Annotated in this window: 28 protein-coding genes; 14 read left to right on the top strand and 14 right to left on the bottom strand. The window is 67.2% G+C overall.

The window, feature by feature from the left end; genetic code table 11:
- The first annotated feature begins 217 nt into the window (after positions 1-217).
- The 4 genes from AB0H62_RS49350 (at position 218) to AB0H62_RS49335 (ending at position 1,663) form a co-directional block, all read left to right on the top strand.
- A complete protein-coding gene (locus AB0H62_RS49350) occupies positions 218-430 on the top strand; it encodes a hypothetical protein (protein WP_360592816.1) in 213 nt (70 codons plus the stop codon).
- A 336-nt stretch (positions 431-766) separates the two neighbouring features.
- Positions 767-1,048, top strand: a complete 282-nt coding sequence (locus tag AB0H62_RS49345; protein WP_360592815.1) for a hypothetical protein — start codon at positions 767-769, stop codon at positions 1,046-1,048.
- Between the two features lie 57 nt (positions 1,049-1,105).
- Positions 1,106-1,288, top strand: coding sequence for a hypothetical protein (locus AB0H62_RS49340; protein ID WP_360592814.1), 183 nt, complete (start codon positions 1,106-1,108; stop codon positions 1,286-1,288).
- Positions 1,289-1,366: 78 nt separating this feature from the next.
- Positions 1,367-1,663, top strand: coding sequence for a putative T7SS-secreted protein (locus tag AB0H62_RS49335; RefSeq protein WP_360592813.1), 297 nt, complete (start codon positions 1,367-1,369; stop codon positions 1,661-1,663).
- On the opposite strand, the gene AB0H62_RS49330 is transcribed toward AB0H62_RS49335, so the two are convergent.
- Positions 1,660-1,959, bottom strand: a complete 300-nt coding sequence (locus AB0H62_RS49330) for an acyl carrier protein (protein WP_360592812.1) — start codon at positions 1,957-1,959, stop codon at positions 1,660-1,662. The two genes, AB0H62_RS49335 and AB0H62_RS49330, sit on opposite strands and share 4 nt — an antisense overlap.
- A 404-nt stretch (positions 1,960-2,363) precedes the next feature.
- Positions 2,364-3,959 (bottom strand): acyl-CoA ligase (AMP-forming), exosortase A system-associated, encoded by a 1,596-nt coding sequence (locus AB0H62_RS49325; protein WP_255637961.1) that lies wholly within the window; start codon positions 3,957-3,959, stop codon positions 2,364-2,366.
- A gap of 363 nt (positions 3,960-4,322) precedes the next feature.
- Here AB0H62_RS49325 and AB0H62_RS49320 point away from each other — a divergent pair, with 363 nt between their 5' ends.
- The gene (locus AB0H62_RS49320) at positions 4,323-5,555 is read left to right on the top strand and encodes an IS110 family transposase (protein WP_360592811.1); all 1,233 of its coding nucleotides are present in this window, start codon (positions 4,323-4,325) and stop codon (positions 5,553-5,555) included.
- On the opposite strand, the gene AB0H62_RS49315 is transcribed toward AB0H62_RS49320, so the two are convergent.
- From AB0H62_RS49315 to AB0H62_RS49305, 3 genes are all read right to left on the bottom strand, one after another.
- Entirely contained in the window at positions 5,539-5,886 is a 348-nt protein-coding gene (locus tag AB0H62_RS49315) for a hypothetical protein (RefSeq protein ID WP_220240204.1), read from the bottom strand. The two genes, AB0H62_RS49320 and AB0H62_RS49315, sit on opposite strands and share 17 nt — an antisense overlap.
- Complete coding sequence (locus tag AB0H62_RS49310; protein WP_220240203.1) at positions 5,883-6,887, bottom strand: TauD/TfdA family dioxygenase; 1,005 nt, start codon at positions 6,885-6,887, stop codon at positions 5,883-5,885. Before AB0H62_RS49310 ends, AB0H62_RS49315 begins: the two co-directional genes overlap by 4 nt.
- Positions 6,888-7,233: 346 nt before the next feature.
- The gene (locus tag AB0H62_RS49305; RefSeq protein ID WP_360592810.1) at positions 7,234-10,401 is read right to left on the bottom strand and encodes a Pls/PosA family non-ribosomal peptide synthetase; all 3,168 of its coding nucleotides are present in this window, start codon (positions 10,399-10,401) and stop codon (positions 7,234-7,236) included.
- A 713-nt stretch (positions 10,402-11,114) separates the two neighbouring features.
- On the opposite strand from AB0H62_RS49305, the gene AB0H62_RS49300 reads away from it, so the two are divergent.
- Both AB0H62_RS49300 and AB0H62_RS49295 read left to right on the top strand, forming a co-directional pair.
- Positions 11,115-11,495, top strand: a complete 381-nt coding sequence (locus AB0H62_RS49300; protein ID WP_255637959.1) for a response regulator — start codon at positions 11,115-11,117, stop codon at positions 11,493-11,495.
- Between the two features lie 264 nt (positions 11,496-11,759).
- Entirely contained in the window at positions 11,760-11,990 is a 231-nt protein-coding gene (locus AB0H62_RS49295; RefSeq protein ID WP_255637958.1) for an ANTAR domain-containing protein, read from the top strand.
- Between the two features lie 89 nt (positions 11,991-12,079).
- On the opposite strand, the gene AB0H62_RS49290 is transcribed toward AB0H62_RS49295, so the two are convergent.
- From AB0H62_RS49290 to AB0H62_RS49270, 5 genes are all read right to left on the bottom strand, one after another.
- Positions 12,080-12,706, bottom strand: coding sequence for a J domain-containing protein (locus tag AB0H62_RS49290; protein WP_360592847.1), 627 nt, complete (start codon positions 12,704-12,706; stop codon positions 12,080-12,082).
- A 173-nt stretch (positions 12,707-12,879) separates the two neighbouring features.
- Entirely contained in the window at positions 12,880-13,323 is a 444-nt protein-coding gene (locus AB0H62_RS49285; protein WP_220240200.1) for a VOC family protein, read from the bottom strand.
- Between the two features lie 104 nt (positions 13,324-13,427).
- The gene (locus AB0H62_RS49280) at positions 13,428-13,559 is read right to left on the bottom strand and encodes a hypothetical protein (protein ID WP_255637957.1); all 132 of its coding nucleotides are present in this window, start codon (positions 13,557-13,559) and stop codon (positions 13,428-13,430) included.
- A gap of 34 nt (positions 13,560-13,593) precedes the next feature.
- On the bottom strand, positions 13,594-13,737 hold the full coding sequence (locus AB0H62_RS49275; RefSeq protein WP_220240199.1) for a hypothetical protein: 144 nt from the start codon (positions 13,735-13,737) through the stop codon (positions 13,594-13,596).
- A gap of 7 nt (positions 13,738-13,744) precedes the next feature.
- Positions 13,745-13,954 (bottom strand): hypothetical protein, encoded by a 210-nt coding sequence (locus AB0H62_RS49270; protein WP_220240198.1) that lies wholly within the window; start codon positions 13,952-13,954, stop codon positions 13,745-13,747.
- 252 nt (positions 13,955-14,206) lie between these two features.
- Between AB0H62_RS49270 and AB0H62_RS49265 the strand changes: the two genes are divergently transcribed.
- Positions 14,207-14,755: a hypothetical protein gene (locus AB0H62_RS49265; RefSeq protein ID WP_220240197.1), complete on the top strand. Its 549-nt coding sequence runs from the start codon at positions 14,207-14,209 to the stop codon at positions 14,753-14,755.
- Between the two features lie 521 nt (positions 14,756-15,276).
- Positions 15,277-16,332, top strand: a complete 1,056-nt coding sequence (locus AB0H62_RS49260; protein ID WP_360592809.1) for a hypothetical protein — start codon at positions 15,277-15,279, stop codon at positions 16,330-16,332.
- Here AB0H62_RS49260 and AB0H62_RS49255 read toward each other — a convergent pair.
- Genes AB0H62_RS49255 through AB0H62_RS49245 form a run of 3 tightly spaced genes read right to left on the bottom strand, consistent with a single transcriptional unit; the run spans position 16,304 to position 19,382 of the window.
- Positions 16,304-17,437 carry a C45 family peptidase gene (locus AB0H62_RS49255; RefSeq protein ID WP_220240195.1) on the bottom strand — a complete coding sequence of 378 codons (1,134 nt, stop codon included), beginning with the start codon at positions 17,435-17,437 and terminating at the stop codon, positions 16,304-16,306. The genes AB0H62_RS49260 and AB0H62_RS49255 overlap by 29 nt on opposite strands.
- Positions 17,438-17,492: 55 nt before the next feature.
- On the bottom strand, positions 17,493-18,539 hold the full coding sequence (locus tag AB0H62_RS49250) for an isocitrate/isopropylmalate family dehydrogenase (protein ID WP_220240194.1): 1,047 nt from the start codon (positions 18,537-18,539) through the stop codon (positions 17,493-17,495).
- Between the two features lie 27 nt (positions 18,540-18,566).
- Positions 18,567-19,382, bottom strand: a complete 816-nt coding sequence (locus AB0H62_RS49245) for a sugar phosphate isomerase/epimerase family protein (protein ID WP_266117877.1) — start codon at positions 19,380-19,382, stop codon at positions 18,567-18,569.
- Positions 19,383-19,658: 276 nt separating this feature from the next.
- Between AB0H62_RS49245 and AB0H62_RS49240 the strand changes: the two genes are divergently transcribed.
- The 3 genes from AB0H62_RS49240 to AB0H62_RS49230 all read left to right on the top strand — a co-directional run bounded on the left by AB0H62_RS49240 (position 19,659) and on the right by AB0H62_RS49230 (position 21,848).
- Complete coding sequence (locus tag AB0H62_RS49240) at positions 19,659-20,402, top strand: FadR/GntR family transcriptional regulator (RefSeq protein WP_220240192.1); 744 nt, start codon at positions 19,659-19,661, stop codon at positions 20,400-20,402.
- A 271-nt stretch (positions 20,403-20,673) separates the two neighbouring features.
- Positions 20,674-21,405 (top strand): aspartate/glutamate racemase family protein, encoded by a 732-nt coding sequence (locus tag AB0H62_RS49235; RefSeq protein WP_220240191.1) that lies wholly within the window; start codon positions 20,674-20,676, stop codon positions 21,403-21,405.
- Between the two features lie 2 nt (positions 21,406-21,407).
- Positions 21,408-21,848, top strand: a complete 441-nt coding sequence (locus tag AB0H62_RS49230) for a nuclear transport factor 2 family protein (RefSeq protein WP_220240190.1) — start codon at positions 21,408-21,410, stop codon at positions 21,846-21,848.
- 108 nt (positions 21,849-21,956) lie between these two features.
- On the opposite strand, the gene AB0H62_RS49225 is transcribed toward AB0H62_RS49230, so the two are convergent.
- Positions 21,957-22,445, bottom strand: a complete 489-nt coding sequence (locus AB0H62_RS49225) for a hypothetical protein (RefSeq protein ID WP_360592848.1) — start codon at positions 22,443-22,445, stop codon at positions 21,957-21,959.
- On the opposite strand from AB0H62_RS49225, the gene AB0H62_RS49220 reads away from it, so the two are divergent.
- Together AB0H62_RS49220 and AB0H62_RS49215 are read left to right on the top strand one after the other, a co-directional pair.
- The gene (locus AB0H62_RS49220; protein ID WP_360592846.1) at positions 22,360-22,788 is read left to right on the top strand and encodes a zinc ribbon domain-containing protein; all 429 of its coding nucleotides are present in this window, start codon (positions 22,360-22,362) and stop codon (positions 22,786-22,788) included. The genes AB0H62_RS49225 and AB0H62_RS49220 overlap by 86 nt on opposite strands.
- A gap of 809 nt (positions 22,789-23,597) precedes the next feature.
- The gene (locus tag AB0H62_RS49215) at positions 23,598-23,981 is read left to right on the top strand and encodes a hypothetical protein (RefSeq protein ID WP_360592808.1); all 384 of its coding nucleotides are present in this window, start codon (positions 23,598-23,600) and stop codon (positions 23,979-23,981) included.
- The last annotated feature ends 200 nt before the right edge of the window (positions 23,982-24,181 follow it).

Raw genomic sequence — 24,181 nt, 5'->3', positions numbered from 1 at the left:
CCCCGGCGCCTGGTCCACCACGGGTGATGTCCCTCGCCGCCGCCGCGACCGAGCGCGCCAGCACCGTGCTCGAGCAGCCGATCCGCCTCACCGCGCTCCTGCTGACCACCATCGACCCTGACCCCGCCGCACCGTGACCGTCTCCGGCCTGCGGCGGACGACCCAGCCCGCGCGAAACGCCCGAACGTCAGCGGCCGGGTGTGCGACCGTCATGATCATGAACGACACCTGGACACTTCGGCCGCTGCCCAAGTCCGAGCCGCCGGCCCGGCCTTGGGCCGACCGCGACGCCGCCATGCCGGCGCCCCAGTGGGCGCCGGTCATCGACACCGACGCCGCACCCCTGGCGCAGCTGCCGCGGCCGACGCCCGACGAACCCTCGGTGGTAACCGGCCAGGCCCCGCCAACTTGGTACGACCGCCGGACCTGATCGCGCCTGCACCGGGAACGCTTCGGCCCGCGCGCGTGTCTCCCCCGCGACCACTCCAGCCGAAAGGGCGCCTTTCAAGTCGACGTGGGAAGGCGCGGCGTCCGGCGGCCCGTACGCCAGCAAAGCGATCGACTCAGAGCAGAACCAGAAGGGCGGCCTCGCCTTGATGGACTTCTACAACGAAAATCGAGTGGTCGACAACGACCCGTTCTGGGTCACCATCGTGTAGCCGGACCAGGAGGGATACATGAACAGCCGGTGAGGACGGCAACCGCTGATCTGCAAATGAGTGACGCGAGCTTCGTCGTTACGGACTAGACCGGCTCGATACCCAGCGTGGACCTTGCCTATGCCAACGGTCTCGTGGGGGCGGATTTCAACGGGGCGATCGTCCTCGCCGGCATCGCTAACGGTTGGGTCACAGTGACCGTGCAGCTGCTCGACGCCGCACCCGACTCGGCCGAGCTCGACGGCTGGGACGACGTCGCCGAGGTGTCGATCGAGTCGGAGGACGGAGAACTCATCTTCCACGACCTAGGGGACGATCCGCCTCCAGAGTTCCTCGAATTGGCCCACGTGGGACCCGGCACCTACCGGCTATATCGGGCCCAGCGGTAGCCGCGACCGTGACGCTCGACGGCACGAGCTGAAGCAGTTGCGAATTCACGGACTGGCGTGCACGACGCGTTGATGGATTTCTGCGTGCGCTGGAGAGACGGCTTCGACACCCTCACCGACGACACCGGCGCCATCTCGGACACACTCTCCCGCGCTACGCAGGCATACCGCGCCGTCGATGACGCAGCCACCCGCTCGTTGACGACTGACCCCGGCGAGGGAGCAGACAACGACGGCTGAACTTGGACAAACCCAGGATCCAACCGAGTTGGTGCCAGGCAAGCCTGAGGCCATCGAAGACAACGTCCGGGTGCTGCGGTGCCCGAGCCGACCGAGCCGGCCACGCGTCCGAGGGCCTCAAAAGCGATCGATACGAGAGCCTGGACAGGGCCGGCGGCTCATGCATTCCACGACAAGTGCTGCTACGAACCGGCCAAGTGGTGTGACGCCGCCGACTCCATGCTGTCCGCGGCCGACGCCTTGGACCACGCCGGTATAACCGGCGACCTACCGGCGAGCGGTATGCAAGGCGGCGCTGCGGGCCTCGTCCGCCCCGGCGACGCGCGCCGGGCGCGGGACCGGGTCGGCGGCCGTCATGCCGTCGCGCATCTCTAGCACTTGACTCCGCTGTGCGGCTCCAAGTCCACTTTGGACTCCACGAAGGCCGCGAGCCGCCCGAGTGTGTCGAAGATGTCACCGACGATCTCGTCGATCTCGATCACGATCCCGAACCGTTTCTGCAAGGCCACGATGAGCTTGACGACGGTGAGCGAATCGAGCTCAGGAAGATTGCCGTATAGTCCCGTTTTCGGCCCGAGGTCATCGGCCTGGTCCTCGATGTCCAGCGTGACCACCACAACGGCCTTGACGTCCTCGAAAATCGCTTGCGAGATCTCTTGCGAGCGAGCCATATAGAACCTCCTCATCGGTCGTACAGGCCCGGCGGCCTGCGATCTACATCAACAGCTCCCTCTGGTGTCGGATGGCCGAGGAACGCTGTAGGACTGGCGTCATCCGGCAGGCGCCGGCCTGAACGACCGCCACAAGGTCGCCGGTCTCAGCACCCGGGACGCCCATTCGGTTCGTGACGGCGACCGGGTAGTTCGTCTTGCGGATGACCTGTCCGAAGTTCCCCATGGCAGCGAACTGGTGGCGGAGGCCGCCATCGACGAGGAAGGTGTGGCCGCGCGACTCCTTGCCGTGGGTGGCACCGGCGCGGTCAGCGAGCAACCCGACCGAGGGCGGCGGCCGATGTCGAGCATGCCGTTGGCGATTGCGAACGGGCAGATCGTGGGGCGCGCGTGGGCGACTGCGGTCATGCGGGCTCCTGAGGGCGGGCGGCGGCGAGCTCGTGGCGAAGGACCGCCCGGTCGAACTTGCCGTTCGGCGATTGGGGAAGGGCGCTTCGGACCATGACCTCGGCGGGAACCATGTAGCCGGGCAGTTCCTGTCGCAAGCGCGCGGTCACCGCGGCCGGATCGAAGCCGGCGGGATCGCGGGGGGTTACGACGAGGACGACCCGGTGGCCGAGCGCCTCGTCCTCGATGCCGATTGCTACGGCGTCGTGGACCAGTCCGGTCTCGTAGGCCACTTCCTCGATCTCTTGGGGGCTGACCCGATACCCCGATGTCTTGATCATGTCGTCGCGCCGTCCGACGAAGTACAGGAAGCCTTCCTCGTCGCGGACGACGACGTCGCCGGACCAGACTGCCAGTTCAGGCGTACACAGCTCGACTGGACGGTTCGGCGGCGGCCGGAACCGCTCGGCCGTCCGCTGCGCGTCGTTCCAATAGCCCAACGTAACGAGCGGACCTCGGTGTACCAGCTCACCCGGCTCACCCGGACCACACAGGCCGCCGTCCTCCCGGACTACGAGGATCTCGGCGTTCGGGATGGCCTTGCCGATCGAATCTGGCCGCCGGTCGACCTCCCGCGGATCGAGGTAGGTGGAGCGGAACGCCTCTGTGAGGCCGTACATCAGGTACGGCGCCGCAGCCGGGAAGATCGCTCGCAGCCGTTGCAGGGTGACGCGCGGGAGGCGCCCTCCAGTGTTCGCGAAGTAGCGCATCCCGTCTACGGCCTCGGATGGCCACGTCTGGGCCGCGAGCTGGATCCACAAAGGCGGTACACCAACCATCCCGCTGATGCGGTGCTCCGCGCACAGCCGGACGACATCTCCCGGCAGCAGGTAGTCGGCGAGCACCACGTTGGCACCAACGTAAAAGCCGGTCGTCAATTGGCTCAGTCCGGCGTCGAAGCTCAGCGGGAGAACCGCCAGGATCCGGTCGTCTGCCGTGTTGTTCAGGTAAGTGCTGACACTCTCCGCGCCGACGAGCAGGTTGCGGTGCGACAGCACGACGCCCTTCGGGGCTCCGGTGCTCCCCGACGTGTAGAGGATCGCGGCCATATCCGTGTCGACGCCACCCGCGGGAGGACACACCTCCTGGGTTGCGCGCTCGGCGACCTCTGACCAGGCATGTATGCGGTAAGGGGCTTCCTTGTCCTCACCAGGCGAGTCGCCCAGCACGAGGACGTGGGCGAGTGACTTGCAGGCGGCGAGCTCGTCGCGCAGGGCCCGCAGCCGATCCGTGGACGTCACCACCACCCGCGCGGCGCAGTCATCGAGAATGTGCCTCACTTGCCTGCCCCGCAGCACGGGATTCACCGGGATGAACACGCCACCGGCCCGCGAGCAGGCGAACAGCGCCACGACGGTCTCGATCCTCTTGTCCAGGAAGACCGCGACGCGCTCACCATCATCGAACCCGAGATCGCGCAGGCCGGCGGCCGCTCGCTCCGTCCGCTCGGACAGATCCGCGTAGGAGATTGTGGTCGTTCGCGCGGTCAGGGCGGGCGCGCCTGGGGCGCGTTGGGCGGACCTGGCAACGAGGTCCGGCAACCGCATGATCATCTCGGAAGATTCCTAATCGGTAGTAGGAGTAGTTCTTCCGGCTCGTGATCGAGCCGGTTGGTGCTGGTCCGCCGGCGGGCGATGCCTAGGTTTTCCGGTCGTTCGACGACTTAAGAAAGAACGGCGCGTCGGCCGGTGGGCCGGTGCTTGTGGTGGTGGGATGTCGTGGCGCGAGTCCGCCGCAGGAGGTGACCTCTCGGTGTGTTCCCGAGCCGCGAGCTCTTCGGCAGAACGAGGTTCCTGCGGTGTGCTGGAGTCACGAACGGCTACTGAGATGACGGACCATCGAGTCCCGCGATTAGGGCGCTGCGTGACCCTGCCTGGACCCGTGAGCAGCCGCAATAGCGAAGGAGGCGTGACGGTTTGACACTGTTCTGCGGCATCGACTGGGCCGAATCCCACCACGATGTCGCCATCGTCAACGACACCGGAACCGTGGTCGCGAAAGCCCGCATCGGCGACGACGCGACCGGGTTCGCCCACCTGCTCGACCTGCTGGCCGAGGGCGGCGACACCGCCGGAAACCCGATCCCGGTCGGGATCGAGACCGACCACGGACTGCTCGTCTCTGCGCTGCGCGCCACCGGACGCACCATCTACGCGATCAACCCGCTCTCCGCATCGCGGTACCGGGCCCGGCACCAGGTCTCGGGCGCGAAGTCCGACGCCGCGGACGCGGTGATGCTGGCCAACATCGTGCGCACCGACGCCGACGCACACCGCCCACTGCCGGCCGACACCGATCTCGCCCAGGCGGTGCGGGTGCTCGCGCGGGCCCAGCAGGACGCGGTCTGGGCCCGCCAGCAGCTGGGCAACCAGCTCCGATCGCTGCTCAAGCAGTTCTACCCCGCCGCGCTCGACGCGTTCGCCGGCCAGCCCGAGGGCGGCCTGGCCCGTCGCGACGCCCGCACCGTCCTCGCCGCCGCACCCACACCCGCGCTCGCAGCGAAACTCACCCGAGCACGTCTGCGGACACTGCTGGCCAAGGCCGGGCGCCGCCGCAACGTCGATACCGACGTTGATCGCCTCCACGGTGTGTTCCGGTCTGATCGGTTGCGGCAGCCACCGATCGTGGAGAACGCGATGGGCACCCAGTTTTCGGCTTTGCTGAGCCAATTCGAGGCCGCCTGCGCCGCCGCTGACAGTCTGGCGGAAGCGGCACGAACCCATTTTGAGCAGCACCCGGACGCCACGATCATCACCAGCTTCCCCGGCCTGGGACTGCTGGCCGGCGCCCGGGTGCTCGCCGAAATCGGAGACGACCGCACCCGCTTCACCGACCCCCGCGGCCTCAAGGCCTACGCCGGATCCGCCCCCATCACCCGCGCCAGCGGCCGAAAAACCGTGATCACGCACCGACACATCAAAAACCGGCGCCTGGCCGCGGTCGGCCCGATCTGGGCACTGGCCTCGCTGCGCGCCAGCCCCGGCGCCAGACGCCACTTCGACACCCGCCGCGCCGCCGGAGACTGGAACCACCAAGCCCAACGACACCTGTTCAACAAGTTCCTCGGACAGCTTCACCACTGCCTCCAAACAGGACAACTCTTCGACGAACATCAGGCCTTCCCACCTCCACTCACCGCTGCGGCTTGACTCTTAAGAACCTGAGATGTCTTTCTGGGTCCTCCACACAGCTGGACCAGTAGGCGATGTCGAGGTAGCGCTCGCCGAGGTCCGGGGCGATCGCCGCAGTGACGCCAGGCGCCGTTGCGGGTGAGCCGGCTCGTCGCGCCGCCGTGCCGGTGGATCCGCCGGACAGGAACCGTGCCTGCCCGATGCTGTTCACGCACCGATCGTTGGAGCCGCCCACCTCCCGCACGTGCTCGAGTCGTGTGCCGAGGAAGCCGTTGCTCGCGCCCCTCCAGCGCGCTGCACCTGGGCACCGTCGGATGACCGCGAACAGTCGCACGAGCGACGTGGTCATCCGACGTTGACCTCGACGGTCGGCGAGCAGTCGGCCAGGCGAACCGGGTCAGCCATCCCGACCAGTACTTCGCGCGGTCCGGTGAAGGGCTCCCTGCTGTGTGCGCTGCCGATGTTGTCGACGAGCATCAGATCGCCCGCCTGCCAGGGCTCCCGCATGGTTTTGGCCTCGTACACCTCGTTGATCAGCTGCACGACGTCCTCGCCGATCGGGTCGCCGCCGCCGAAGCGGGTGGTGAACGGCAGCCCCTCGGCGCCGTAGGTGTCGACCAGGAACTCGCGCACCTCGGGGTCGAGCGTCCACTCGTTGAGGAAGGCGATCTGGTTGAACCAGCAGCGCCGGCCGGTGGCCGGGTGCCGCACCACCGCGCTGCGGCGCTGCCAGGTGCGCAGCCCTCCATCGGGTTGCCACTCGAACTCGATGGCATTGGCGCGGCAGTAGCTCTCGACCGCGACACGATCCTCGGTGCCCAACGCCTCGGCGAGCGACGCGCCGATCTCCTCGTTGTAGTTGCGAACGAGCATCCAGCCCTCCCGCTCGAGCCGTTCGACGAGGTCACCGGGCAGCGCCTCGAGCACGGCCGTCGAGCCCGCCACACCGGTTGCCCCACCCTTGGCGGGCGCGGACAGGCACGCGAACAACATCAGGCCGGGAAACTCGAGCCGGTAGCTCACTTCGTGATGCATGCACATCGGCTGGTTCGATGGCCACTTCGACGAGGAGTACACGCCCTCGGCGTAGGTCTGCCGCTGGGCGAACGCCTCCCTCTCGGTCATCAGGCCTGCGGTGGCCAGCCCACGGAACACCGCGGCGACCTCGGCCGCATCGCGCAGCCCGAGACCGCGGACCAGGACCGCACCGTGCTCGGCGACGACGGCGCGCAAGGCATCGCGGTGCACGGCCGCCCAGCCCGGCCCGTCGCCGGTGGCATCGGCCTGCAGCATCGGCACGCTGCCGAGCTGCAGATCCACGTCCACCAGCGATGATGACGAGGACGACATCTTGATCTCCCTTCATTCCGACCAGAGAAAGACGTGAGCAGTTCGGGGCGTGCTCGCGGTGCGGTAGCTCGGCGATGTCCTTTAAGGACACCGCGCGACTGCACCTTCGCGTACGCGCCAGACCGGGTGCGGCGGCAGCGCCATCCCATCGGCCGGCCGGCGCAGCGCTGCCGCGAGGTCGTCATCGAGGGTCGCCGCGGTGCTTGGCCGCCGCCCGGTGCCGGGTCGAGCGTCCACCGCGAGATCGCGGTCGCGCCGCCCGCGAGCAGGACAGCCCGCCAGAACTTCCCGGCCGGTTTCTCCCCGCTTGTCCATCGAATCATCCCTACATTCCACGTTTGCCGGGTCAGCCACCGCGGACGAGCACGGCGGCGCCGTTGTCATCGATGCTGATCTTTCGGACCTGCAGATCGACCGAGTGCTCGCGCATCTCTGTGGCGGGGTTTCCGCCCCACAGTGCGTTCGGTGGCATTTCCTCGCCCTTCATGAGGAAAGAACTGGTGGCGAGCACCGCGCGGTCGCCCGTCGTCACGCCATAGTGGACGAACGCGCCGACACCGAGGGTGCAGCCGGCACCGATCGCGATGCGGTCCGACTTGAACCCGCCGTCCTCCTGCGAGTGGCACTGGACGATGGTGTCCGCGTTGAGGGTGCAGTTCTCACCGATCGTGGTGAAACTCCGCTCGGGCACGCGGAGGCCGTCGTCGAAGACCCGGCGGCCGACCCGCATACCCAGCAGCCGCCAGATCACGTTCTTGAGCGGGGTGCCATTGAAGGCGAGGACATAGGTCAGGGAACTCACTTTCCAGAAGCGTTCGTGCCGCCAGAAGGTGCGGTCGTAGATCGAGCACCCCTGCGGCACCAAGGCCTGCAGCGGCCGGAACAGCCGGTCGACGAGGACGTTGTAGGCGACCGTGAAAACGATGACCACTGCGGTGGCCAATGCGACCGCGAGTGCGAGCGAGCCCAGGAAGTGCAAGAGGTTGATCGCAGCCAGATAGACCACGGTGAGGGACAAGACGAAGGTCCAGCGCACCAGCAGGAACAGCGCCATGCTGATGGTGTTGTAGATGGTCTTGGCCCGGAGGCCGCGGCGCAGCTCGTCCGCGCTGGTCACGTCGAGCTGCCTGTCGCGCTTGACCGACCGCGGGATCTCGAAACTGGGCGCGCCGAGCAAGCCCACGCCTTCCCGCACCTGTCCGTCGAGAGGAACCATGACCTTCGTCGCGAGAAGGCAGTTCTCGCCCGCCTTGCTCTGCGGGGGGTAGGCGATCATGTTCCCCAGGAAGTTGTCCGGTCCGATCGACGCGTGGGACAAGCGGAAGGAAGTGCTCGAGAAATCGGCATTGATGATGGACAGCCCGTCCGCGACCATCGTTCCGCTGCCGGCCGCGCTGAGGAACGGGGTGTCGTGCTTGACCATTTCGCCGAAGTTCGAACCGGTCTGCCGCACGCCGCGAAGGCTGTAGCCCAACCAGCGGAGGTAGTAGATGATGTAGGAGGTTCCACCGAAGAGAGTTGTGAATAATCTGATGTTGGTCGTGCGGGCGATCGCGCGATGGACCCAGTAACGGAATCCGTACAGCGGATAGACCTTGTCCGGCTTGATGAAGAGGTTCAGCACGCGCGGAACCGTTCCCACAAGCACGAGGCCGACGAGCACGGCGCCGAAGAAGACCACGGCGGAGACGACCAGCGCGTCACGGAAGAACGTCCAGGTCGTGAGCGACACCGGTGCCGAGTCCAGCAGGGGGCCGAACTCCGGGAGCTGAGGGATCGCGAAGTCCGCGATGCCGAACGTCAGTGGCAGACCCAGCAGGAGCAGGTTCCCGAGCTGCACGGCCGAGAAGACCACCCGCCGCCCTGTGCCCACGTCGCGCGCTGAGACCGCCATCTGGTTCGTCTTCTCGGCCCGCTGGGCAGGCGCGCCGACCCAGCGCTCCCCAGCAGGTATTGCCTGACCCGCGTGCAGCGCGGACGAGTGTCCGAGCTGGGCCCCGTCACCGAGCGAGGTCCGGATGTCGAGCACCGTCGCCTCGCCGACGAGCGCGTCCTTGCCGATGCTCACCGCGCCCGTCTGGATGACACCATCGTGGGCTCGGTAGCCGTTGAAGAACGAGTCCTTCCGGATCACCGCGCCGTCGCCGATGCTGAGCAGGTCGGTGCACGCGGGCAGGTTCCTGGAGAAGATGACGGCGCCACGCCCGATCTCCGCGCCCAGTGCCCTCAGGTAGAGCGCGTAGAGCGGTGAACCGACGAACAAGATCATCGGGTTGCGCTGGATCAGGGTTTTGACGAGCCAGAAGCGGACGTACGCCATGCTCCAGACCCGGATCTCCTGAGGCTTCCACCGGCCGACGAACACCCACTTGACGAGGATCGGAAGGGTGCACAGGCCGAGGAACATCGCGGCGCCGAACGCGACCGAACGCAGGTAGACGTCGACCAGGTTCGGGCTGGCCGAGACCCACTTGAAACCCGCCACCCAGACGGCCGCGGTGAGGCCGGGGTAGCCGAGGAGGAACAGGAGTTGCAACGTCCCGCAGAGGACGTACTTGCCATTGCGGGCGTGCCTCGGCGGCTCATTGGGAGCCGCCGGAGTTGCCGGCTGCGACGCGGCGGTTTCGGTGTCGGTTGTGGTGGTGAGGGCCGCTGCGAGGCTTCGGATGGTCGGGTGCTTGTAGGTGTCGGGCATGGATACCGAGGGCAGGTCGGGCCGTTTGCGTATGCGTGCGCAGAAGCGGGCCATGACCATGGAGTCGGCGCCGAGGTCGTCGAAGAAGTGGCTGTCGACCGGTACGTGGTCGGTGCCCATGATGTCGGCGAGCACTTCGGCGAAGAGTTGCTCGCATTCGGCGGGCGTGGTTGCCGGTTGTGAGGCTGGCGTGGTTGCGGTGTCGGTTGTGGTGCTCGTGAGGGCTGCGGCAAGACTCCGAATCGTCGGATGCTTGTAGACGTCCGGCATCGACACCGACGGCAAGTCGGGCCGTTTGCGTACCCGCGCGCAGAAGCGGGCCATGACCATGGAGTCGGCGCCGAGATCGTCGAAAAAGTGGCTGTCGACCGGTACGTGGTCGGTGCCCATGATGTCGGCGAGCACTTCGGCGAAGAGTTGCTCGCATTCGGCGAGCGTGGTTGCCGGTTGTGAGGCAGGCGTGGTTGCGGTGTCGGTTGTGGTGCTCGTGAGGGCTGCGGCAAGACTCCGAATCGTCGGATGCTTGTAGACGTCCGGCATCGACACCGACGGCAAGTCGGGCCACTTGCGTACCCGCGCGCAGAAACGGGCCATCACCATGGAGTCCGCGCCGAGATCGTCGAAAAAGTGGCTGTCGACCGGTACGTGGTCGGCGCCCACGATATCGGCGAGCACCTCGGCAAAGACCCGCTCGCATTCGGCGAGCGTGGTCAGATTGTCAGCCGGCTCAGCGGTCAGGACGCCGTGGGAGTTTCCCATTTGGTGAACCTCTTGAATCAGAAATTGGAGGGATCGGCGCGACAAGCGGGCCTGACTCATGAACGACATCCACACTTGCCTGGACTGCTATCGGAGCTGGGGCCAGAACACGGCTAGCCGTAAACCGGCGCGGTGCGCAGCAGGAAGGATGGGTGCAGCCTCCGACTGCGGCCTCGCGTCCTGAGCACAGCGGGGTTACCGCCGGATGTAGGTACGCATCGACCAACACCGGCGGCAGGCCCGTCTTCGCCCGTAAGATGCGGAACCGGGCCCGCGGCAGGGAGTAAGCGCCGAGATCATCGGAGAAGTGGCCGCAAGCCGAGACGCGGGCGGCAACGAGTGTCGGCCAGCGCGCTCGGCCTCGATGGCCGGCGCCTTGCACTGGGCCGTGCCGCGAAAGGTGCCGCCCGCCGTCGGGCAGGGCGGGCGTCGCCTGAGCCTTCGCGGTGCCGACCCGTGTCTCATGCGACTGAACTCCCGCCAACCCGAATCCTCAACGAAGACGTTCTTGACACGCCCCAGCCCGATACGGAATGGTCGGAGCTAGCTCCACAAGAACATCTGTTTTTGTGCTCGCAATCCAGACTAGTGGTGGACGACGCCCGGCTGTCAAGCCTTTCTGGAGCGATAATTTCCAATGCCACGCAGGAGGCGGCGCGGAATTGGTGCAGCCTTTGTGCCGCAGTCGCACCAATTGGATCTTAGATTTTTTCTTCCTACGCCTGGGAACGACGCCACCCGCGACGTGACCGGGCTGTCGCGACGCCGCTCCGGTGATCCGGTCGGCGCGTGCCGATCAAAACGCATTCACGGGCGGATGCGAACCGATTTCGCCGTTCGCGCGGGCAAACGAACAGTCCGCTCAGGTTAGCGGTAGGCAAAATGATCGCGCACTGCCCTGGAATCGGGAAACGCGGATATTCTCGGGGCATGGCCCGGTCCTTGTCGTCGAAGACGACGGCACTATCGGTGAGGTTCTGCACACGAGCCTGGCCCAGCACGGGCACGAGGTCGCGTGGCACACCTGTGGCCGCACGGCCTTGCAGGACGCGGCGAAACAGCCGTGCGACCTGGTCCTGCTCGATCTGGACCTGTCGGACGTGGACGGTACGGAGGTGTCCACGCGCTGCGTGGTGCGCTGCCGGCGTGCGTGATCGTGATGCTCACTGCGCGTGCTGACGAGATGGACGTGGTCGTGGGACTCGGGCGGGCGCGGACGACTACCTCGTGAAACCGGTGGCGCTGGGCGAATTGCATGCTCGTTTGCGCGCGAACCTGCGGCGCCACTCGTCCGATCGCAGCCAGGTTGAGATCACGCTCGGCCGGCTGAGGATCGACCCGGCCGCTCGCCGGGTCACCGCGGACTCGTCTCCACCGAGACGGACGCCTTCGGCGACGAGACCGAGTAGAACGGCCGCATGTTCGTCATTCACGCCGCGATCGCGCTCGTCGGTGCCCAAACCGAAGCTCACCTGCACCTTGCCATGGAAAGCCGGGGCGTGAACAGCATGGCAAAGGGCATACTCATGCAACGCCGCGATGTGGACGCCACACCCGCGTTCCGCATGTTCGTCGACGCGTCGCAGCACGGCAACATGAAGTTGCACGAGGTCGCCGCCTGGCTCGTTGAGCACCGCCGCGACCTGTGACGAGCGAGATTAGACCCCGGATAGCCGGATCGGACTTGCGGCGGCCGTAGTCCGGTCAATGGTGTTGTGCGCGGGATACCTCGCCGAGATCAACGGCTTCGTGGTGCCGTGGGATGAGGCGATCGCGAAGGCGAAGTCTCTCTCGAGTCAGTATGCGGTCCGACGGTGACGTCTGTCGCCACGGCGATAGTGGCCATCCCGCGAGGCGGCCCGCAACGCTTCACCGGAGTCGACCTGGACCATCCCCGCGGGGATGACGGGATGGGCCCGCGGCAACGGGTAACCCTCGAGCCTTGAGCCTCGCCTGGATGCGTGACGGAGGTTCTCAGCCAACGTTGAGTAGTCGGCGCATCTGCTCCCTGTCCGCGCTCGAGGGGATCACGGTCACCAGCTTTTCGGTGAGGGTGGCGGTGGACGGGGCCGGCGCGCACGTCTGGTTCTGGCGGTGTGGTGCGGGGGTGCACGCGCACGTGGATGTCGTGGCCTGGTGTGGGGCGCTGGTGCGGTTCGGTGGGTTGCCGCGCGAGGTGGTCGCGGAGGTGGCGGTAGGCGGTGATCACGGCCGCGAGTCGTTCGCGGTCCGGGTGTGGTGTGTCGGGGTGGCACTCACGCACGGCGCGCCGGTAGGCGGCGGTGATCTCGGCGGTGCTGGCGCCGGGTGCCACGCCGAGCACCGCGTGGGGGTCGGGCAGGTCTGCGGGGTGGGAGGGGTTCATGGCCAGGACCGGAGCGAACCGGGCACAAGACTTCCACTGATCGTTATGTCGGCGTGTTGTGGGAGAGGCGGACAGTGGCGTCACCGCGGCGGAGATCAGTGGCTCCATCCGGCTGACGTGGGTCGCCGGAATGGCGTCGCTTCCGGGAGCAGTACTTGGCCGTTGGTTCAGGTTCAGGTGCCGGCCGCTCGGCGCGTCGCGATGACGACGGGGTTGTCCGGCATGTCGGCCCAGGCGATCTCGAAGTAGTTGCCTTCCGGGTCGCAGAGGTAGGCCGAACGCCCGGTGAAAAACTCCGCGTCGACGGGTTCCTTGGTCACGCGAGCGCCGGCGGCGCGCATCTGCTCGGTCAGCCGGTCGACCTCATCGGCGCTGTCGACCATCACGCCGATCGTGAACCGGATGCCGCCTGTGCCGGGGTCGGGATCGGTGTTCCCGTCGCGTGCGAGCTTGGCGAGCGGGAACAAGGCCAGCACGATGCCGCGAAGCTCGAAGGCCACGAACTCGCCGTCGTCCATGATCTGCGGCCAGCCGAGCGCGCGGTAGAAGTCGCGCAGCGCGCGAAGATCACGCGCACCAAGAGTGATGAGGTTCGCCAGCGGTGCGGATGTGTTCATGGTGTCGAGTATTCGCCGGTCGTCCAACATCGGAGCGGAGCCTGCTGCCAGGGATGGTGCAGGTACGGGTTCCCGTCATAGAAGGACTCGCCGCCGTCGAGCACCTACACTTTCGTCGCGTCGACGCCGTTGAAGTCGCCGCCGACGAACCCGGGCAGGTCGTCGCCGTGCATCGCGCGCAGGATCTGCGCGGCGTCCGACCACGCGCAGACCTGATCGAACGGCGACAGGTGCACGGGCCCGACGCGCAGCCAAGGTCGAACACCTCGGTCACGAGGGAGTGCCACGTGCCCGTGCGGCGCGCTCGAACCGGCCTACCGTGCCGGGCGCCGCGTTGATCCCGTCGCGCCAGAGCAGCGCAGCGTGGTGGATCCCGCCGCCCATCGCGAGCACCGGCGCCCGCCCGGCTTCCATCGACGGCTCACAGCTTGGCCGCCCACCGCACCCCCGCTGTCGCGAGCTCCCGCTTGCCGGGCTCGTTACCGGGGCTGGGTTCGCGGGCGACGACCTCTCGCACCGCCAGCACGTCCGCGTCGAGGCCACGCACCTGGGTTTCCAGCCGCGCGAACCGCTTCATCGCGGCCGGGGTGTCGGTGTCGTAGAGGTTGAACGCGCACACCGACACCGCCACCGAAACAGTCCTTGTCACAAGCGGGTTCACCGCGCAGGAACGCGACGCCATCATCGGTGGGCTCTACGTCCTGGCCCGGACCGTGCATGCGACCATCGCCGCGGTCGCCGGTGGCGTTCGCCGGTGCCGGGGCGGCCGTCAGCTCGGAGCCGGCGGGGCGGGCCGCGCCCCCGGTACAAGCGGGCCACGCGGCCACACCGAGCGTCATGACACCGGACAGCGTTGGTGCGCTGCGAGATCTGTACGCGGAAGATGCAGGGCGCGGCGATTCGCAAAGGCGTGTACTACCGGTGCATCGCGCGGACACTGGCGCCGGGCTCGGCGGCGCTCGCCGACCACCCGAAGACGGTGAATCTGCGAGAGGACGTCGTGACTCCGCCGATCAACGATTGGCTGTGTCAGGTCTTCGACCCGGCCAACCGGGACGAGACAGTGGCCGCGCTGGTCGGAGCGCAGGGCGGCCAGCCAGGCAGGGGCCGGGACGCCGTGGAGAAACGACTTAAGGACGCGGAAGCACGGCTGCGCAGGCACCAGGCGGCGATCGAAGCAGGGGTTGACCCGGCGGCCCTGGTCGACGCGATGAACATCGCTCAGGCCGAGCGGCAAGCAGCGAAGGAAGAGCTTCAGCACCTGCCAGAAGCGCAGACGATCGACGCGGCAGAGGTGCACGCGATGCTCGACCAGCTCGGCGACGTCGCACGGCACCTCAACTCACGGAACCCCGACCGGATCATGCAGGTGTACCGAGAGACCTGGGCCTGCAAGTCGTCTACGACAACAAAAAAGAGGCGGTCGTGGTGACCGCCTCTCCCCGTGTGGTTAACGTGTGTGTCCGAGGGGGGACTTGAACCCCTTCGCATGGGAGATCTCCCAGATTTCGGGAGATCATGTCATTAGAGTAGCTGACGCCTACGCGCTGTGCACACTCCCCCAGTACCTGCCCTCACAACTCCCGTGGTCGCGCAAATCCACCGCTCACCCTCACCGCGACATCGAGCCTGCGAGTGAACTCGCGAAGACGTCGGGCCGGACCGCCAACGGCGAGGGTCAGGCAACGCGTTCGAACAGCACGGTCACCCGAGCCCGGAGCCGGAGCGGCCGATCGACATCACCGAAGTACTCGCCCGCGACGGACACGTGCTGATCCAGGGTCCGCCGGGCGCGGGAAAGTCGACCTTTGGGCACATGTACGCCTACCGGCTCTCCGAAATTTGACTGAATGGTACGGGAGTACCGCCGATCGGTGAACCGATGCTGCCGTCCGGATCTCGGCTCGCGCGCTCGCCGGCTCCTGGGCATGGAGCGAACTGGTCGCGGCCGGAGTGCGGGACGCGCTGCAGCGCCGGCTCACCCATGCACCAGCGGCCAAACTGTTCACCCGGCGCACCGTGGGTGCCCGCTGGCTTGTGTTCATCGACGGCCTCGACGAAATCACCGAAGCCGAAACCCGGAAGGAAGTCATCGCGGCGATCGCGCATCAGGTCCGCCGGAACCCGGACCAACGACTGGTGATCACGACCCGGCCCCTTGAAGGCGGCGAGCTGAGGCGACTGGAAGACGCCGGCGTCACCAAGTACTCGATTCCGCCCTTCGGACCGGACGAGCTCACCGACTTCGCGCACGCCTGGTTCCGCGCTCAGGACCCGCTGACCGCGCCGGACCGGGCGCGCGAGTTCATCAGGCAGGTCAGCGACGGCAAGCTGAGTGGACTGGTCCGCAACCCGCTGCTCGCCACAATCGCCGCCATCGTCGCGACGCTGAACCCCGGCCGCCCGCTGCCGGACAGCCGAGTCGACCTCTACACCACGTTCATGCAGCACCTACTCGACCGCTCAGTCGGCGGTCGCGACACGCTCGCTGAACTTCGCCGCAGGCTCGGGCATCAACCGCAGCGGATGCGCTTGATCGAGTGGCTGGACGAGCACCCAAGTCGCCCTCATCGAGCACCTGGCGGAGTGCCGACTCAAATCGGACAGCTCCCTAAAGACCACAGCCGAGAATTGGGTCGAGGAACGGCAAACGGTTCTACCGGCGGGAAAAACGCTGCCGGACGGCCGGCAGGACAACCTCTCGGCCCTGCTCGCGGGCACCGGGATCTTCGTGCGGACCGAGACCGACCTGCAATTTCTGCACCATTCGTTCGCCGAGTTCCTGGCCGCCCGGTGCGCGCGCGGGAGGTGTCTGCGGATCCTACGAATCTGGAGAATTGGATCAGCCGGGGGTTGGAACAATCGACGCAATCCTTCATGTTGTTCACCTCGCTCTCTGGAACCGGGGAGGCCACGATCTTCGCTCACCTTCCTTCGCCGCACGCGATCACGTCCGTGCCGGACCCCGGTGCAGGCGGGGTCATTCGTCGCCGCCGGGGCCGTCGTTGATGTTCCAGGGCAGCAGGGTGTACTCGTTCTCGCAGGGGTTGCCGCCGGTCACACGGTATTCGCCGGTGGTCAGGTCCGCCAGGGCAGACATCATCGTCATGCTGTGCCGCACTTCCGGCTGTCGCGGGTCAGGGTGTTCGCACACTGCGTGCGGGAAGCCGATGTGGTCGCTCATCGTCCGCCGGATCGTCGCGCGGACCTCGTCGGAGCCGGCGGCGCTGCGGACGCCGGCCAGCCCGCGTTCGATGACCGGTACGCGGTAGAGCGAGTCGACCGACGAGGGCCGGTAGCCTTCCGCGATCTCCGGCGGCACGCCGTACTGGTAGTGGTTGGCGTGTACCAGGATCCCGTTGTCCGGGTAGCCCCAGCGATGGGTCACCGGGGTGGTCTCCAGGTCGATCGCCACCCCGCCGCGGGCGGTGAACAGCAGGTTGGTGGCGATGTGCTGGTGGACGTCGTAGGGCACTCGGAGGGCGTCGCGCAGGTAGGCACTGTCGAGGATCATCCGCCGCAGGAAGGGCTGGGGAAGCCCGAGCGGGGTGCGGAACGCGCCGTCCAGTCCGTTGCCGTTGAGCGCGATGCCCGCCGAGTTGACACCGTGCCGGCCGATCTGCCCGGCCTCGACCTGCATGATGATCGTCGGTTTCGGCGGCTGCACCACGCGCAGCATCACCACGGTCCGCGCCGTTCCCACGCGCCAGTCCCAGTTCTGGCCGCAGTAGACGTGGCCGTCGCCGGTGGCCTCGGCAAGCAGGGCGAAGGACGAGCAGCCGTCGACCTCCTGCGGGCCGAATCCGCTGTCGTGCGCCCGGACGATCTCGCCGCGGGCGTTGAGCGCGAACACCTCGTCAGCCCGCAGGCCGGCGCCCTCGGCGATGGCGTCGATCTCGGTCAGCAAGTCGGGGGCGACCTCGGCCACCGGATCGCGCCAGGCGCGGGCCCGTTCGCAGACGTCCGCCCAGTCCAGGGCGGAGGAGTAGTGGAAGCCCTCGCGGTAGTAGTCCACCGATGCCCGGATCAGGGGGCGGGCGGCCTCTCCGTAGGCCAGGCCGCGTTCCCGGGGCCCACCACTGATCTCGATGAGCGGGATGTCCCACCCTGTCATTGCCAACTCCCTTTGCTCGCGTTCGTCATTTCGGTCGGGTCCACCCGGGCGCGTACTAGCCGATGCGGGCGCGCACACCCGCGGCGAGCGTCTCAGCGACATGTGCCGTCGTCGCACTTCCCCCCAGGTCCGGGGTGAGCCCGGAACCCACGGTCACCAGCTCGTCCACGGCATCGCGTACCGCGCTGGCCTCCCCGTGGTGCCCGGTCAGTGCCAGCAGCTCCGCCCCGGACAGCACGAGGGCGAGCGGGTTGGCGATGCCCTTGCCGGCGATGTCGGGTGCGGCGCCGTGCGCGGCCTCGAAGACCGAGACGCTGTCGCCGATGTTCATCCCCGGTGCCAGTCCCAGCGAGCCCGCCAACCCGGCGGCGAGGTCGGAGAAGATGTCACCGTACTGGTTGGTGGTGCAGATGATGTCGAACCGCCGCGGGTCCCGGACGATGGAGTAGCACGCCGCGTCGATCATCATGTCGTCCGACTCGATCTCCGGATACTCCTCGGCGACCTCACGGAAGCAGCGCAGGAACAGGCCGTCGGTGTAGTTCAGAACGTTCGCCTTGTGCAGGCAGGTCACTCGCCCGCGGCCGTGCTCGCGCGCGTAGTCGAACGAGTAGCGAGCAACGCGCGTGGCGGCCTGCCGGGTGGTGAGCTTGATCGCTTCGGCCGCGATGTCACCGATTCGATGTTCCAACCCGATGTAGACGTCCTCGGTGATCTCGCGCATCACGACGAGGTCGAGGTCCGCGTGCCGCCCGGAGACCCCGCGGTAGCCGCGGACCGGGCGCGGGTTGACGAACAGACCGAGCTCACGCCGGATGGCGTTGTTCAGCGACGGGTAGGTCTCCTCCGAGCCGTCGGGCTGGATACAGGTGATCCGGCCCTCGAGCTTGTTCACGATCAATGGTGCCTTGATAGCCACCTTGACGTCGGCCAGAGCCTGCACCACCGCACGCGGCAACGGATGCCCGTGGAGAGCCACCGCCTCTTCGGCGATCGGGATGTCCTGCCACTCCAGCGGCAGGCCCGTGGCTTCGAGGACACTCTTGGTCGCTTCGGTGATCTCCGGCCCGATGCCGTTGCCCTTGAGGACACCCACTCGCATGGATCCGCGCTCCTGTCTCGTTGATGGTCAGCGATCGAGTGTGGTGAGGTGGGCCAGCGCTTCCGCCGCGGTGGCGAGGCTGTCGTCGCGCTGGTCCAGTTCGAAGGTGACTGCGCCCTGGTAGCCCAGTGCTGTCAAGGTCGCGACGTGCAGGCCGAAGTCGATGTTGCCCCGTCCCGGCGCACCGCGATTGCTGTCGGCGAAGTGCACGTGGCGCAGCTGGTCGCCGGCGATCAGGTACGCGAGGCTCGGTCGCCGGTCCTCGATCTGCGCGTGGTAGATGTCGACCATCAGCGCGACGTTCGGGTGACCGAGTTCCCGCACGAACTCGACGCCGGCCTGGGTGGTGTTGAGGTTGTCAATGACCGAGCCGTTCTGCGGCTCGAGCGTGAGCGTGACCCCCACCCGCGCCGCGTGCTCCGCGCTTTCCAGGAGGCACTCGCGCATCCATCGCCGCGCATCCGGGTGACCGCGGGTCCTTCCACGCAGCTTGCCGATGTTCACCTGACTGTCGTAGTGCGCGGCGAGATCGATCACGGACACGGTCCGCGCCACCGCCGCCGAGCGGACGGCCGCGTGGGGGTCGGTGAAGGTCAGCTTGTCGTCGGCCACGGCGGGACCGGTGCCGATCGCGGTCACGGCCAGCCCTGCCGCGGCCACCGCCGCGTCGAGCGCGGCCAGGTCGATGCGGGTGGGATCGCGCACGAACAGCTCGACCCCGTCGTAGCCCAGCCCGGCGAGGGCCGTCAGCACGTCCTCCGGGTCACCACGCATTCCCAGGATGTCTGCTTCTACCTCGGGCGTGCCGTAGGGGTAGGACCACTTCACGGGCACTCTCCTCATGGCGAACTCACTCTCGCCTGACCCGCAAAGGTTGACAGGTTGATGTATGGCTTGTCAAGGCTGCTCGCGGCAGCTCATCAGCGGTCCGAGCTGGCACTATGGTCACGGCCTGCCATGAAGAGCGCGTGTTGGTACCGCCGCGGCGGTAGTCCCCTCACCGGAAACACGCACCTTCCCCTCCTCCCGGGCGGTCGACTGAGGGCACCGCCCGGGGGTGTAGCGTGCAAAGGTCAACCTATTCACTGTCAGGGGTCCCACACTGCAGAAAGGACCACCGTGACCGAGCTTCGGAAGGTCGAGCGAGTCGAACGGTTCACCCCGGCGCTCGAGGTCACCCGCCAACTGCTGGACTACCTCCTGCAGTCGGGAAACATCGGGGTCGGGGACCGGCTGCCCAGTGAGCGCGAACTCTGCGAGACCTTCGAGGTGGGCCGTTCCGCCGTGCGCGAGGCCCTGAAGCTGCTGAGCGTGCTGGGACTGCTCGAGATTCGACAGGGGGACGGGACCTACCTGCGCAGTGCGACATCCACGCTGCTGCCCCAGGTCATCCAGTGGGGCATGCTGCTCGGCGACAAGAACGCCGCCGAGCTGATGGACGCCCGTCGGGTGATCGAAGGCGGACTAGCCGAGCTGGCCGCCCAGCGGCGCACCGAGGAGGACCTCGCCGCGCTCCGCGAGCGCCTGGAGGCCTTGCGGCTCTCCCGGACCGTCTCCGAATGGGTGGACAGCGATGTCGAGTTCCACCTGCAGATCGCCCGCTCGGCGCACAGCGGAACCCTGGCCGACGTGCTGTTCCGGCTGCGGTCCCTGCTCGACTCCTCCGTCCGGCACAACCGGCAACAGGCGGACCACGAGGCCAGCAACGACGTCAAGTACCGCGAGCACGAGCGGATCCTCCTGGCGATCGAGGATCGGGACCCCGCAGCCGCGGCCTACGCGATGCGGACCCACATCGACCGGGTCCGCGAGCGTCTCGCGGCCGGCGGCGCCATCGAGAACGAGGCGGCCACCACCAGCTGAGGCCGCCCGCCGGTCGGTACCTGCGCAGCCCCGGGCTCGTGCCCGGGGTTGCGCTCTTTTGTGCCACTGGGCTCCTCGGGCGAACCGGCAGTCAGCCCTGGCCTTCGACACGGTGGCGAGCTACAGTCCCGGTAACCTATCGACCTGTCAACCAATGTGGTTGGATTCCGGTGGTCGACGGTGATCCTGCTGGCTGGTGGAGGGATCCCCGACCCGACGGACACCGTTGCCGCTCGACCGGACGCACGAGCTACGAGCGGAAGGATCGACCGTGACACCTGGCAAGACGGTCGCCGTCATCCACAGCGGGATCTCCTCGATGCGTCCGATCGAGGAGGCGCTGGCGGCGGAACTGCCCGGCGCACTGGTGTGGCACCTGCTGGACAGTCGCCTCGCTGCGGCGGCCGATGCCACCGGCGCCGTCGACCTCGCGCTCCGCCGCCGTGTGCTGCGCCTGGTGCACCACGCCGTCGCCGAAGGAGCCGACGCCGTGGTGATCGCCTGTTCGATGTACGGGTCGGCGGCGGCCGTGTCCGCCGGACTCTGGTCCGTTCCCGTCCTCCCCGCCGACGAGGACATGATGCGGCAGGCGGCGAGGTCCGGTGCCCGGCGCATCGGGGTGGTCGCGTCCCTGCGCGGTTCGGCAGCCGACTCGGGTTCCCGGCTGCGGACCGCTGTCGCGGAAGGCGGGTCGGCCGCGGAAGTGGTTCCGCTGTTCTGCGCGGGCGCCGCCGAGGCGGCCTCGGCTGACGACACACCGGCGCTGGTGGCGGCGCTGGTCGAGGGAGTGCGGACCGCGCCGGGCACCTTCGACCTGATCTGCCTGGCCCAGTACTCGCTGGCCGGTGTTCGCGAGTCAGTGGCACAGGAGGTGGGCGTCCAGGTCCTGTCGGCGCCCGAGCTCGCCGCGCACGCGGTACGGGACCGCCTCGGATCCGGCGGATCCGAACACAACGACGTCGAGTTCGTCGAGCGCAATACTCTGGCGTGGAAAGGAATGTGAGCATGGCGGAGTACACCATGGACGACTTCTCGGCTCTAGATCCGTTCTTCCGGATCGTCGAGGAAGGGCTGGCGGGGCTCGTCGATCGATCGGACTTCTTCGACATCCTGGCCGAGGACGTGGTCTTCGAGTTCGTGATCACCGTGCCCGGGTATCCGCGACGGATCGAAGGACGCCGGGCCATCGTCGATCTGTACCGCCCGTACGGCCAGGGCATGATCCTGCACGCCGCGGACGAACTGGCCGTTCACCACGATCCCGCCACGTCGGTGGTCGTCCTCGAGTACGCGGTGCACGGGCGCACCGTCCACACCGGACACGCCTACGACAACCACTTCGTCTCCGTCGTCACCATCAGGGACCGCAAGGTGGCGCACTGGCGGGATTACCTCGACCCGCTCGCGGTCTTCGACGCCTACGGCTGGCCGGACCAGGCCCGCTGAGTCCGTCCGCCCTCCTGCACGAACAAGGCTGGTGGGGTGGCCGGCCACCGAGTGCGGTGTGGCTCCCCTGCAAGCGCGCTGCAGGGTCTCACTTTCGATGGCGGATTCTTAGTGGCATTCGCCGATCTGTGGCGGATCCGCCAACTTTGTGACACTGGTGACTGAACTGGGCGCCACGGTGTTCATCACGGTGGCGAGCTCTGTGCCCGCGCCGGCCGGCCGGGAGATGTACAGCTGGGCGTATAGCCAGCCGTCGGTCTCCAGGCCCTCTGGGTCCATACCCGCGCTCGAGAGCGTCTCCACGATCTGGGTCTGCTCCTCCGCCGAGGCGAACCTCCGCTGCCGGAACACACCGTCGACGCCGACGCTCTGGTAGCCCAGCTCGGCCAGGCTTGCCGCGACCGGGTCGTAGGAGAACATTCGCAGCACAAAATGCGCCATCCACGGCCGCGACCCGTGCGCGACCCGGGCGATGGTCTTGTCCGTGACGTACCCGACGCAACCGGTCGAGATGACGAGGTCGACCCCGGCCAGCAGGTCCTGTTGCTCCGGCGTCGGATCGTCCTGCTCAAGGTCCGCGTGGATCGCGGCGTACATGCTGGCCGGCCTCGTGCAATGTCAGCTCTGTGGCCGCCGACTGGAGTCGCGCTGGGCGAACGGCCGGCCCGGCTACCGCTGCCGCCACGGTCACACCGGCGCCCGCAACCGCCCACCAGGGCTTGCAAAGAATGTCTACGTCCGCGAAGACCGCTTACTCAACGATCTTCGCGCCCGGTTTGCCGAAGAGGTAGGCCACGACGCTTCCGCGATCGCGGACTACTTGAGGTCGAGTCACCTGACGATCATGTACGGCGGTCCCACGCATGAAGTCAAACCTTGTGGCCCACCACGCATACATGCCGCAACCGAAACCACCGGACGGCAGGTGCTATTACTCTGACCTCGCCGCGGCACGCGGCTCTATGGGGTAATTGAGTGTCCGAACTTGAACCCCTCCGCATGGGAGATCTCCCAGGTTCTGGGAGATCATGCCGAAAGACTAGCCGACGCACTCGCACTCGGCGAACGCTCCCCCACCGGCAACTCTCACTACTATGAGTTCCACTCCCGGGCTTCAAATCTTGGCCGAAGCTCACGCACGATGGACTCCTACGCTCGACGTGGTAGCCAGCGTGAGGGGCTGAAGGACTCGAGCAACTCGGGACAGACGGTGCTCACGGCACTCGTAGTGGCCGACGCTACACCGCCGGTGTCCCCATTCTGGCCGCGCGCTACTGCTCGTGCGATCGGCCGACGAGGCCGACCAGGACGACGAGCAAGGCGCCACCGGACCGTGCCCGTCAGGTGTGGCCGAAGGCGTGACGCGGCCCGTCGTCCGCGATGCCGTGCCCGGCGAGCATCAGCGCGACAGAAAGGATGGTCACACCAGACTCCAGCGCAGGTCTGGCATGCTCCCGATGCGCATTGCGGGCAGCCTAAAGCCGAGGGTGACGATCACGGGCACGGAGAAGTGCGTGATCGACCGCGACCGCACTCACGCGGACAGGCTGTTCAAGTATGGAGAACACGTACTGGACGGCACTATGGACAGCCCTGGGAGCAGGGATGAAGCTCTCGACGTGATCGGACACGTCAGGAATCAGCTGCGGAGTGGCTACTGGCCGTAGGCACCGGTTAGCTGGTTGTCCGAGTATGGTGGCGCAGTCGACGAGCGCGACCAACTTAGCAACATCGCAAACGGAGGTTCGATTGTCGAACAAACGCCCAGTCGCTGATGCGATTGACATCGCCCGTAGCCTCGTCGTGGGGGATGTAACCACTAGTCCGGCCATCCCCACTCTCGTCGATCTTGCCCGCGCGTTCGCTGCGACAGAGTTCGATGTCCCGGATGATCGTGACGCGGATGGGCATCTCTTTCAATATGGAAAAGTGACCTGGCTGCCAGATTCGACTTTTATCGTCGGTATTACACGGCAACTTGAGGTAATCGATGAAAGCGGAGAGCATGAGCTCTATTTTCAAGTGGAGTTTGAGTACAGGTATCAATTCGATGCGGACCTTGAGACTGCCGGAAAGCACTCTGAATGGTGGTTCCCTGATGGCGCAACGCCATTTGATTCATGGTTGAATTAGAAGGAAGCCGACGCGGCCGCGAAGGCCGGGCTCCCGGCGGCGTACGTGAAGGACGTCGAGCTGGACGTGCCCGCCCTCGGTGCTGTACGCGTCGCCGGGCAAGCGCATTTCCACCCCCGCCGTTGGCTGCTCGGGCTCGCCGCCGAGGTCGAACTCGCGGGCGGCACCGTCCTCGAGCACACGCGCGCGCTGGGCCTCGA

Source organism: Amycolatopsis sp. NPDC050768 (assembly GCF_040654155.1).
Classification (GTDB): domain Bacteria; phylum Actinomycetota; class Actinomycetes; order Mycobacteriales; family Pseudonocardiaceae; genus Amycolatopsis.
This window is presented reverse-complemented; position numbering and strand designations above follow the sequence as displayed.